This is a genomic window from Kribbella sindirgiensis, from assembly GCF_004331435.1.
GTDB classification, from domain to species: Bacteria; Actinomycetota; Actinomycetes; order Propionibacteriales; family Kribbellaceae; genus Kribbella; species Kribbella sindirgiensis.
The window spans coordinates 40651-52061 of record NZ_SJKA01000019.1 but is presented as its reverse complement, the minus strand read 5'-3'; the positions used below and the strand labels follow the sequence as shown (position 1 = coordinate 52061).

Sequence of the window (11411 nt, the reverse complement as noted above, 5' to 3'; positions counted from 1 at the left end):
CGGACACCTCCCCCCTGAGCATCACGGTCCGGGTGGCCGCCGGAGCAGGGACCAACGTCCCGACTTCGGTGACCAACGGACCTGGTCCGGGCAGAGCGAGCGTGCGAGCTTGCAGGTGAGAGAGAGGAGTTGTCATGAAGGCAGCACCCGGAAATTGGCTGATCGTCGAGAGCACCCATCTGAACGAGCACAAGCGGCACGGGCTGATCCTGGAAGTCCACGGTCCGGGCGGCGAACCGCCGTACCTCGTCCGGTGGAGCGACACCGGCACCGAGTCGTTCTTCATCCCCGGCCCCGGCACCCACATTCTCACCGCCGAGGAACTGAACCCCCTGCACGACCACGCCGGCTGACGCCGGCCCGGGGACCAAGGTCCCGCCGGACGAGGCCGATGGGCCCTGTGCGTCGGCGGGTGCGGCGAGGTCGACTGGGTACGGCGGGGAGGATCGGTGACGTCGCACCTCCGGGATCTGGGACACGAAACCGGGGCCGAGGTTCGGCTCCCGTGTGACGTCCGGGCGCGATCCTCCTCGCCACCCTGCGCGGAGAAGACCGGCATGCGGATCAGGGGGCACCAATGGATCTGTCAGCTCCGCTAGCGGTGGCGCGCGATGATCGCCTGCGGGTCAGCGGCCGGTACCGGTTGGACCGGTTGCTCGCGATCCGTCCCCGGGTCGAGATCTGGCGGGCCGTCGACGAGCGGTTGGGACGCCCGGTGGCGGTTCATCTGGTCCGGGCGGACACCGACCGTCAGCTGGACGAACTCGCCACTGTCGTCCGCCGGCTGAGCCGGCTCCAGGACGACAGGTTGACGCGCATCCTCGATCTCGATGTCGCCGGCCCGTACGTCGTCACCGAGTGGGTACCTGGCCAAACCTTGTCCATGCTGCTGGCCGCGGGCCGGCTCAGCACAGGGCTCGCGGTCGAGCTGATCGCCGAGACCGCGGATGCACTGGCCACCGCCCACGCCGGCGGGGTCCAGCACCGCCACCTCACCGCCGATTCGATCGTCTGGAGCCAGGCAGGATTGGTCAAGGTTCTCGGCACCGGCCTGGACGCCGTTCTGCAGCATCAGAACACCGACGACGACCCGGGCAACGGTGAACTCGCGGACACTCGCGCGCTGGGACGTCTGCTGCGTCGTCTGCTTCCGTCCGGATCCCCCGATCCGCGACTGCACGCCACCATCCGGCGCGCTCTTGGCGAGCCCGATCTCGGCGCGCCGATCCTGACGCCCGCGGACCTGGTCGTGGCACTCGAGCCGTGCCGCGGGGACACTGTCTCGCTCCGGCGTCACCATGTCCGGCCGGCACTTGCCGAGGCGCCGCCACGGCCGGTGCCGCACCGGGTCTGGGAAGTGATGAACACCGACGTCGTCACCGTGACCGAAGACACTCCGGTCCGCGAACTCGCGGCGGTTCTGGCCAGAACCCCGTGCAGGGCCGTTCCCGTGGTGGATGGGCACGGCCGCGTCACCGGGCTCATCTCCGCCACCGATCTCGCCCGCTGGCAACCCGAAACCGTGAAGTAGGAGGACAGATGAGTTCACCATCCGCACCGGTCGTCGCCGGGTACGACGGTTCGCCCGCCGGCCTGGCCGCCCTCGACTGGGCCACCGCCGAGGCGGTTCGGCTGCACGCGCCCTTGCGGATCGCCGAGGTGTTCGAACTGGTCATCGCGACGCGCCCGTCGCCCGGGAAGGTCGTGCCGCTCGCAGCGGTGCGCACACTCCGGGAGAGAGGTCTGAGCGCAATCGCCGAGCGCATCCGGCTTCAGCACCCCGATCTGCACGTCGAATCGGTTCTGCTGGAGGGCGTCGCGGCGAAACAGTTGGTCGAGGAGTCCGAACCGGCTCGCCTCATGGTGCTCGGATCTCGAGGTCTCGGCGGCTGGACCGGCTTGGCGCTCGGCTCCGTGGCGCTGCAGGTGGCGACACACGCGTCCTGCCCGATCGTCGTGGTGCCGTCCGACACACGGCCCACGGAGAACCCGACCGTCGTGGTCGGCGTTGACGGGTCCGAGACATCCGCCGCGGCGATCGGCTTCGCCTTCGAGCAAGCCGAAGCGTTGAAGGCTCGGGTGCTCGCCGTGCATGCCTGGACCAGCCCCTATCTCACCTACGCCGACGGCGAGTCGATGCTGCAGTTCGACGAGAACGACATCAAGGAGTCCAGTCGGTTGCTGGTCGCCGAAGCGGTCGCCGGCGTGGCCGCGGACCATCCCGACGTACCGTGGGAGACGCGCCTGATCAGTGGCCACCGGGCTCGCGCGATCCTCCGGACGGCCGAGTCCGCCGACCTGATCGTCGTCGGTTCCCGCGGTCGCGGCGGCTTCGCCGGTCTGCTTCTCGGCTCCGTCAGCCAGCACGTCTTGCACCACGCGCACTGCCCAGTCGCGATCGTCCGCTGACACCACGACGGCGCCGAGGCTCGCCGTACCTGCGCGTGGGAGGGCTCCCAGGTACTGGTCGGCTAGTGTCCTGCGCCCGAGGTTCGTGACGTCAGTCCAGGCCCGAAGCCCTCATCACGGCGGCCCGCGGCACATTCCCCAGCACGACCAGCGCCGACGGCATCTTTGTGCACCCACCAACCGTTTTCCGGGCGCTTGCGTGGTCGAGCCGTGCACAAAGAAGCGCCGCGCCGCGCCGCGACGGGGCTTTGGGGAGGTTTACCCTCCCGAAATGGGCTGTAGAGCTCCCCGGTTCCGTCCACGGACCTCCCCAAACCGGTTTGGGGAGTTGCCTGTTCGTCTTTGTGCACGGCTCGACCAGAAACCGGCCGGAAAAATGGTTGGTGGGTGCACAAAGATGCCCTCGGCGCTGGTCGTGCTGGATGAGGTGCGGCGGGCCGGCCGTGATCAGGGCTTCGGGCCTGGACTTATGTCGCGAACTTCGGGGCGCAGGACACTAGGCGGGCAGCAGGAGGTCGCGTCGGTGGAGTCGCAGCAGGCCTGGTGACGCGAGGACCGTGCTGATCAGAACCAGTGTGATCACAGGTAGGAGCGTGATCTCGGCGGCCGGTGCCTTCGGTGTGTGGGTGAACGGGGAGATGTCCTGGAGCCACTGCGGAAGTCCCAACGTCGGGCCGAACAGCGGGCCGAGCAGGATGGCACCGATCAGGGTTGCCCAGGAGATCGCGCCGCTCCAGCGCGGCTGGAACGCCACGAGGGCGACCACGACCGCGCCGACGACGAGCAACGCCGGCACCTGAACGAGCGCCGCCAGTGTCAGGTCGCCGAACAGGCCTGGGGTGTCCAGCAAGGGCCCGGCGGTGGCCGCCGTTCCGATCGCGAAGAGCAGGAGCAGTCCGGCGGCGCCGAGGGACGCGGTGAGGATGTGACTCGTTGCCCAGCGCAACCTATCGACGGCGGAGGAGAGGATCGGTTCCAAGGTCCCACCGGTCTCCTCGGAGCGCATCCGCAGCAGGAGCTGTACGACGTAGATCGCGGCTGCGATCCCGGCCATGCCGATCACCGAGGTGAGGAAGCCGTCGACGATCTCGTCGGTACCGCCCCACCTGGCGTACCACTCACGCGCGGACCCCTGCATCCGGCCGGCCTGCTCGCTGACAGCACCGAAGATCACACCGAATGCGAGCATCGCCACCGCCCACCCGAGCGTTGCGCCGCGCTGCAGGCGCCACGTGAGCCCGATCGGGCCTCGAAGCGAACGTCCAGCCGTTGCGTTTCCACGCCGGTCCGGCAGCACTCCCCTACCGATGTCCCGATGATTCGTCAGCAGGAACGCGGTGTCCACGAGAGCGAAGAACGCGGCGGCGGCAACCGCGCACGGCCACCAGTGATTTCCGTCGAACGGGCGCACCTGCTCGCCCCAGCCGATCGGCGACAGCCACGCGGGCCAGGCGCTCACCACCCGCAGACCACTCGCATCAGCACTGCCCAGCATGTTCCCGACGCCGCTCAGCAGGAACGCCACACCGAGTACGGCCCCAGCTTGACCGATGGCGCCGCGGGTCGTCGACGACAGCTGCGCTGTGACGGCGGCGACGCCGGCGAAGACGATGCCCACCGCGCCGACCGACGCACCGGCGGTAAAGGACCCGAAAGCCGGCTGCCCGTTCGCGACGAGCGCCAGCCCGAGCATCGCCGCGAGCAGCACATTCGCGGCGACGGTCACGAGGACCGCCGCCGACAGGCTCGCGTACCGGCCGACGACGGCTGCGCCGACCAGCTCCGCGCGGCCGGTCTCCTCGGCCTGCCGGGTGTGCCGTACGACCGCGAGGATGCTCATCACCGCGGCCAGGATCGCCAAGGTGAGGTAGTCACGGAGCATCGCGTAACTTCCGGCGCTCGCCCCGGACGCGAGACCGAACAGGCGCAGGCCAGGGCTGTTCACGTTCAGCTCGGTCTCCTCGCGGAGGTCCTGCGCGCTCAAACCGCTGATCAGCCCGGCCACAATCCCCGCCAGGAGGAGGGTCAAGCCGATGATCCAGCCAGGCAGGACGAAGCGGTCGCGCCGGATCGCGAGCCGGGCGAGCGCCGCCGTACCGGTGAAGCCGTTCATCGTGCGGCCGACAACTCTTCGACCGCGGCGTCCTCCCCGTAGTGCCGCAGGAACAGCTCCTCCAGAGTGGGTGGTGAACTCTTCAGCGACCGTACGCCGAACATCGTCAGTTCAGCCAGCACCGTGTTGAGCCGCTTGTTGTCGACGCTGAAGGTCGCATGCGTCGTGTTCACGTGTACGTCGTGCACGCCGTACATGCGCTGCAACGCGGTGACCGGCCGCGCCGTTTCGACCGTCACGGTCGTGCGGGTCAGATGACGCAGCTCGTCGAACGTGCCCGTCTCGGCGGCCCGGCCCGCGCGGATGATCGTGACGCGATCGCAGAGCGCCTCGACCTCGGCCAGGATGTGACTGGACAGCAGTACCGTGTGACCGGAATCCCGCAACTCACGCATGACCTGCTGGAACACCGCCTCCATCAAGGGGTCGAGTCCTGATGTCGGCTCGTCCAGCAGGTAGAGCTCGACGTCCGACGCGAGGGCGGCGACCAGCGCCACCTTCTGGCGGTTTCCCTTGGAGTACGCGCGGCACTTCGTCGTCGGGTCGAGCTGGAACCGCTCGAGCAGCGCAGCTCGGCGTGCCGGATCGAGCCCGCCGCGCAACCGGCCCAGCAGGTCGATCACCTCGCCGCCGGTGAGATTGGGCCAGAGGTTCACCTCACCCGGAACGTAGGCCAGTCGATGGTGCAGTGGTACGGCGTCGCGCCACGGATCCAGACCGAGCGCCGTCGCCGTACCACCGTCCTTGCGCAGCAGTCCCAGCAGGATCCGGATCGTGGTCGTCTTCCCCGCCCCGTTCGGACCGAGGAATCCGTGCACTTCACCAGCACGCACCGTCAGGTCGAGCCGATCGAGGGCACGGGTCGTCCCGAAGTCCTTGACCAGCCCCGAAATCGAGATCGCGGGCTCCGTCATGAGTCCAGTGCACTCAGTCCGCCGCGCCACGATCAGGGTCGAAAGTCACGTCAGTCGAGGTCTCTAGGACCTCCCGGCGATCACTCCGGGCACACCAGGCTGGTGGTCGTCGGGCGATCAGGAGGCGTCACCATGCAATCCACAGTCGGCAGTACCGCGGCGCTGCGTCCTTTCCCCGGGTTCGGCACCTGTCCGACCCGCCACTGCGTGACCGGGTCGCTCAAGCACATCTACGATTTCCACGGCTACCCGATCTCCGAGGAGTTACTGCTCGGGCTCGGCCGCGGGCTCGGCTTCGTGTACTTCCACTTCAAGGGCACCGACCCCTTCTACGGCGGCCGGGCGAATCACGCGAGCCCGCGCGAGGAGGGCCTGGAGAAGACGGCCGGCCGACGTACCGGCGTCGTCGTCCGGTCCCGCAGCACCTCCAGCGCACGGGTCGCCGAAGCCGAACTCCGCAAGCTCCTGGAGGCAGCGGAACCGGTCCTCGTGTACCTCGACATGGGCTTCCTCCCGTACTTCGATCTCCCGCCCGGGTACCACTTCGGCGGACATGTCGTCGTCGTGGCCGGCTATGACCCGGACACCGGACAGGTGCTGATCGCCGACCGGGACGCTGAGCTGCATCCGGTCGACTGGACCGTGCTCGAGAAGGCACGCGGCTCGACCTACAAGCCGTTCCCGCCGAGGCACAGCTGGTACACCTTCGACTTCTCGACGGCCCGCGAACCGCGCGAGGCCGACGTACGCGCGGCGATCGGCGAGGTCTGCGACGGCATGCTGAAACCACCCATCGCCAACCTCGGCGTCGCGGGGATCCGCAAGGCGATCCGCGAGACGCTGCAGTGGCCAGAGACACTCGACGCCGACGCGTTACGCCGTACCTGCTTCAACACCGCGATGTTCATCGACCACCGCGGCGGCACCGGCGGAGGCATCTTCCGGTACATGTACGCGCGCTTCCTGGACGAGGCCGCGGTGATCACCGGCGAGCCCCACCTCAGCGAACTCGGGAGCGAACTGACCGCGATCGGCGACCTCTGGGAGGACGTCGCCGCGACGTTCGCGACCGCAGCGGAGGCCGAAGACCCTGCCGACCTGCTGGCGCCGGCGACCGCGCCCCTGCACGAGATCGCCGACCGCGAGCAACTCCTGTGGGAACGCCTGAACGCACTCATCACCAGTTGACCGGGAGGGGCCTATGAGCGGCCAGATCGTGGTGTCGGGTTTGACGAAGATGTTCGGTCCGGTGCGGGCTGTGCACAATCTGAGCTTCACCGTCGCGCCAGGGACGGTCACCGGATTCCTCGGACCCAACGGCGCCGGCAAGACCACCACGCTGCGCTGCCTGCTCGGCCTGGTCACACCGACCGCCGGCACCGCCACGATCGGTGGCCTGCGGTACGTCGACCTGCCGCAGCCGTCCTCGACCGTCGGCGCCGTACTGGAAGCCTCCAGCTTTCACCCCGCGCGCTCGGCCCGGAACCACCTGCGGGTGATCTGCACGGTGAACGGGTATCCGGCCTCCCGGGCCGATGCGGTCCTCGACCAGGTCGGACTGCTGACAGTCGCCGACCGGAAGGTGCGCGGCTACTCGACCGGCATGCGGCAACGGCTCGGGCTCGCCGCGGCGCTGCTCGGCGATCCCGGCGTGCTCGTCCTGGACGAACCCGCCAACGGGCTCGATCCCGAGGGCATCGCCTGGTTGCGGGCGTTCCTGCGCCGGCTGGCCGCCGACGGCCGCACGGTCCTGATCTCCAGCCATGTACTGAGTGAGGTCGAGCAGACTGTCGACGACATCGTCATCATCGACAAGGGCGCACTGGTCCGCCAGGGCAACCTCGGGGACCTGGCGAGCCAGCAGGGCAGCACGGTCGTTGTCCGTACGCCGGATCCGGACCGGCTGGTGTCGGCACTCGGCCGGTACGACCACCGGCCAGGCATCCGGCGACGTGACGGCGCGGTCATGGTCGACGGTCTGCAGCCCGCCGAGATCGGCCACCTCGCCTTCCTGGAGGGGATCGAGCTCCACGAGTTGACCACCGAGCGCAGCGATCTCGAGGACATCTTCTTCGCGCTCACCGGTGAGGGGGCGGACCGATGATGACCAGGCTGCTGAGAGCCGAGTTCACCAAGCTGTTCACCACCAAGTTGTGGTTGTGGCTGCTGCTCGGCGCGATCGGGATGACCGGACTGTTCGTCGGCCTGACCATCGGGCTGGCGGACTCCGCCGGCAACCCGAGCCCACCCTTGAACACACCGGAAGGGCAGCGCAACCTGTTCGGCGTCGCCGGCGCCACGTCCGCACTGGCGATCGTCCTCGGCATCATCGCGATGACCGGCGAGTTCCGCCACGAGACGGTCACCCCGACGTTCCTGGCCACCCCGCGCCGTGGCCTGGTGGTGACCGCGAAGGTCATCGCCTACGCGATCGTGGGCGTCGGCTTCGGGGCCGTGGGCATCCTGGCCGAGCTCGCCCTCGCGCTGCCGTGGCTCGCCGCCAAGGGTGTCGCCGTCTCCCTCACCGGCAACGGGATCCCGCGGACGCTGATCGGCGTACTCCTGGGGCTCGCCGTCAACACCGTCCTCGGCGTGGGCATCGGGGCACTGATCCGCAACCAGGTCGCCGCGATCGTGGGAACCCTGGTGTATTTCTTCGTGATCGAGAGTCTGATCTCTGCCCTGCCGACGATCCGGGACTACTACAAGTTCTTCCCGGGCGGCGCGTCCAGCGGGCTCGCCAACACCTACCAACCCAATGTGGAGTTCCTCGCCGGGTGGCAGTCCGGGCTGCTGCTGATCTCGTACGGCGTCGCGTTCGCCGCGCTGGGCACCGCGCTGACCATCCGCCGGGACGTGACCTGACCATGCCGACCGCGCAGCGGACCGACCCACGCGGGCTGTCGTCCGCCGAGGCGGCCCGGAGACTCGCGCACGACGGACCGAACGAGTTGCCGACAGCGAGGCCGGTACCAGCATGGAAGCTGCTGCTCGCGCAGTTGACGCACCTCTTCGCGGTCATGCTGTGGATCGCAGCGGCACTGGCGGTGCTGGCCGGAATGACGCCGCTGGCGGTTGCCATCGTGGTCATCGTTCTCCTGAACGGCGCCTTCGCATTCGCGCAGGAGTACCGGGCGGACCGCGCCGCCGAGCGCCTCCGTGACCTGCTCCCCACCTCCGTCCAGGTGATCCGCGACGGCGAACTGAAGAGCGTCGACGCACCCGACCTGGTCGTCGGCGACCGGGTCCTGCTGGCTGCCGGCGGCAAGGTCAGCGCCGACCTCCAACTGGCGACCGTGCATGCCCTGGCCGTCGACGAGTCCACCCTCACCGGCGAGTCCGTCCCGGTCCGGCCCGCCTCCGACGACCACGTCTACGCCGGCACGTACGTCGTACAGGGCGAAGCGGAGGCCATCGTGACAGCGGTGGCCGGAGCGACCCGGCTGGCGGGGATTCAAACGCTGACCGAGAGCGCCGATCGGCCGGACAGCCCGTTGACGGTCGAGTTGCACCGGCTGATCCGGATCATCGCGTTCATCGCGGCCGCGGTCGGGATCTCGCTCTCCGCGGTGTCCCTGATCCTGGGTCTGAACTTCACCGATGCGTTCCTGTTCGGCGTCGGCGTGATGGTTGCGCTGGTACCGGAAGGCCTGTTGCCGACGGTCACGCTGGCGCTGGCCCGCGGCGCGCAACGGATGGCGCACGGCAACGCTCTGGTGCGGCGCTTGGACGCGGTCGAGACCCTGGGCGCGACGACGTACATCTGTACCGACAAGACCGGCACCCTGACGCTGAACCAGATGGAGGTCCAGGAAGTCTGGACGCCCCGAGGGATCGTCACGATGAACGGCGCCGGCTATGACCCGGCCGGCACGGCGCACGGTGACCCACGAGCGATCGAGGCCGCGGTACAGGCCGCCGCGGCGGCGATCGCCTGCATCCGCGGCCACGCCGTACGGAAGCAGGACAAGTGGGTGGCAGAGGGCGACCCGATGGAGGTTGCGCTCGATGTGCTGGCGCGGCGGCTCGGCGTACCTCCGTTCGATCAGGCGAGCATCACGCGGCGAGTGGCCTTCAGCAGCGAGACCAGATACAGCGCGGTAGTTGCCAACGGCAACACGTTGGTGATCGGTGCGCCCGATGCCCTGCTGCCGTACTGCCGGGACGGGGTGGCCGAGGATACCGCCCGCGCCGTCGACGCGCTGGCGAGCCGCGGTCACCGGGTACTCGCGGTGGCCACCGCGCCGGGCAGCCGCGTGACGGACGGACGGCTCGACCTCGGTCCAGGCAGTCTGGAACTGCGGGCGGTCGTCGGACTGGAGGACCCGCCTCGCAAGGACGTCCAGGCCGCGCTCGAGACGTGCCGGCGCGCCGGCATCCGGATCGCGATCGTGACCGGTGATCACGCCGCGACCGCCGCCGTGATCGCGCGCGAGGTCGGTCTGCTCGGACCCGGAGGGCTCGTCGTCACCGGAGCGGATCTGCCGGCCGACGACCAGCGACTCGGACGGCTCCTCGATCGCGACGAGGGCGTCGTGGTCGCGAGGGTGACACCGGCGGACAAGCTCCGGATCGCCCGTGCGCTGCGCGCCCGTGGACACGTGGTGGCAATGACCGGCGACGGCGTCAACGACGCGCCGGCGCTCCGCGAAGCCGACGTCGGCGTCGCGATGGGCGCGTCCGGCAGCGACGTGGCTCGCGCTGCCGCGGACCTCGTCTTGCTCGACGACCACTTCGCCAGCATCGTGCGGGCGGTCGAACTGGGCCGGGCCACGTTCTCCAACGTACGGCGCTTCCTCACCTATCACCTGACCGACAACGTCGCCGAACTCGCGCCGTTCGCGGTCTGGGCGCTGTCGGGCGGATCGATCCCGCTCGCGATCGGCGTGCTGCAGGTGCTCGCACTGGACATCGGCACCGACATGCTGCCCGCCATCGCACTCGGCATCGAGTCACCGAGCGAACGCACCCTCGACGGCCCGGCCCGGCATCGCCGGCTCGTCGACCGTGGCCTGCTGGCGCGGGCGTTCGGGATCCTCGGGCCGACCGAGGCGCTGGTGTCGATGGGCGTCTTCGTGGCGATCCTGATCGGCTCGGGATGGCGCTGGGGCGCCGAGCCCGCAGCCGCTGATCTCGTGGTCGCATCCGGTACGACGTTCACCGTGATCGCCCTGATGCAGCTGGCCAACGCGTTCGCCTGCCGCAGCGGACGGCGGACGGTCTTCGAACTCCCACTGCTGGGGAACCGCGCGTTGCTCGTCGCGGTCGGCGCCGAACTCGCGCTGATCATGCTCTTCGTCGGCCAACCCACCCTCGCGAACCTCCTGGGCGGCGCGTGGCCGTCGTACCAGGGCTGGCTGCTCGCGATCGCCGCCGCCGTCGTCCTCCTGCTCGTCGACACCACAGCCAAGCTGCTGCGCCGCCGGATTCTATGACTCGCTGGTGCTCAGCACGGGGACGAGGCGGAAGGGCTGGATCACCTCGGTGCAGTACCCCGCTCGGTCGCCGCTCGCGCCGTGGTACACCTCCCACGCGTCACCCACGCGGACAGCCTGCTCCGCCTTCAGCCAGTCGTCGACCGCGCGATACGCGTCCGCGACATCGTCGTACGACCCGACATGGCGGGCGACGACAACCTGACCGCCAGGCAGACTGGACGGCTGTACGTCACCGTCTCCCTCGATCTCCACTGGGACCGGGAAACCGGCCTCCACCAGGTAGGTGCCGTCGGGGAACAGATGGTCCCGCGAGAACGGGAACCCACACGCCACGAGACCGCGCCGGTACAGGTAGCCGGCGACGCGCGGGAACGCGACATCGAACCAGTCGCGGATCTCGCCCCGGCGCAAGGTAGCCCGCAGTACGGCGGTCGGCTGCTCACGAACTGTGCGGAACTCGGTCTGCATGTCTCCTCCTGGGCCCTCACCATGACCCTCGCTCCAGGAGCCCGTCCGCGGCAGGGCCCTTGGTCCCGG

Annotated in this window: 10 protein-coding genes; 7 read left to right on the top strand and 3 right to left on the bottom strand. The window is 69.3% G+C overall.

Going from position 1 to position 11411, the window contains the following annotated elements; all coding sequences use genetic code 11:
* The first annotated feature begins 134 nt into the window (after positions 1–134).
* From E0H50_RS35530 to E0H50_RS35520, 3 genes are all read left to right on the top strand, one after another.
* The gene (locus E0H50_RS35530; RefSeq protein ID WP_131295399.1) at positions 135–353 is read left to right on the top strand and encodes a DUF1918 domain-containing protein; all 219 of its coding nucleotides are present in this window, start codon (positions 135–137) and stop codon (positions 351–353) included.
* A gap of 224 nt (positions 354–577) precedes the next feature.
* The gene (locus E0H50_RS35525; protein ID WP_131295398.1) at positions 578–1531 is read left to right on the top strand and encodes a CBS domain-containing protein; all 954 of its coding nucleotides are present in this window, start codon (positions 578–580) and stop codon (positions 1529–1531) included.
* Between the two features lie 8 nt (positions 1532–1539).
* A complete protein-coding gene (locus E0H50_RS35520) occupies positions 1540–2409 on the top strand; it encodes a universal stress protein (RefSeq protein ID WP_131295397.1) in 870 nt (289 codons plus the stop codon).
* Between the two features lie 496 nt (positions 2410–2905).
* Here the strand turns inward: E0H50_RS35520 and E0H50_RS35515 are convergent, their stop codons facing one another.
* Both E0H50_RS35515 and E0H50_RS35510 read right to left on the bottom strand, forming a co-directional pair.
* Positions 2906–4522: an ABC transporter permease gene (locus E0H50_RS35515; RefSeq protein ID WP_131295396.1), complete on the bottom strand. Its 1617-nt coding sequence runs from the start codon at positions 4520–4522 to the stop codon at positions 2906–2908.
* Positions 4519–5436 carry an ABC transporter ATP-binding protein gene (locus E0H50_RS35510; RefSeq protein WP_131295395.1) on the bottom strand — a complete coding sequence of 306 codons (918 nt, stop codon included), beginning with the start codon at positions 5434–5436 and terminating at the stop codon, positions 4519–4521. Before E0H50_RS35510 ends, E0H50_RS35515 begins: the two co-directional genes overlap by 4 nt.
* Positions 5437–5568: 132 nt before the next feature.
* Between E0H50_RS35510 and E0H50_RS35505 the strand changes: the two genes are divergently transcribed.
* Genes E0H50_RS35505 through E0H50_RS35490 form a run of 4 tightly spaced genes read left to right on the top strand, consistent with a single transcriptional unit; the run spans position 5569 to position 10871 of the window.
* Positions 5569–6624: a BtrH N-terminal domain-containing protein gene (locus tag E0H50_RS35505; protein WP_131295394.1), complete on the top strand. Its 1056-nt coding sequence runs from the start codon at positions 5569–5571 to the stop codon at positions 6622–6624.
* A gap of 13 nt (positions 6625–6637) precedes the next feature.
* Entirely contained in the window at positions 6638–7540 is a 903-nt protein-coding gene (locus E0H50_RS35500; RefSeq protein WP_131295393.1) for an ABC transporter ATP-binding protein, read from the top strand.
* Positions 7537–8301 (top strand): ABC transporter permease, encoded by a 765-nt coding sequence (locus E0H50_RS35495; protein ID WP_131295392.1) that lies wholly within the window; start codon positions 7537–7539, stop codon positions 8299–8301. Before E0H50_RS35500 ends, E0H50_RS35495 begins: the two co-directional genes overlap by 4 nt.
* Before the next feature lie 2 nt (positions 8302–8303).
* Positions 8304–10871: a cation-translocating P-type ATPase gene (locus E0H50_RS35490; protein ID WP_131295391.1), complete on the top strand. Its 2568-nt coding sequence runs from the start codon at positions 8304–8306 to the stop codon at positions 10869–10871.
* Here the strand turns inward: E0H50_RS35490 and E0H50_RS35485 are convergent.
* Positions 10866–11342, bottom strand: a complete 477-nt coding sequence (locus tag E0H50_RS35485; protein ID WP_131295390.1) for a GyrI-like domain-containing protein — start codon at positions 11340–11342, stop codon at positions 10866–10868. The two genes, E0H50_RS35490 and E0H50_RS35485, sit on opposite strands and share 6 nt — an antisense overlap.
* Between the last annotated feature and the right edge of the window lie 69 nt (positions 11343–11411).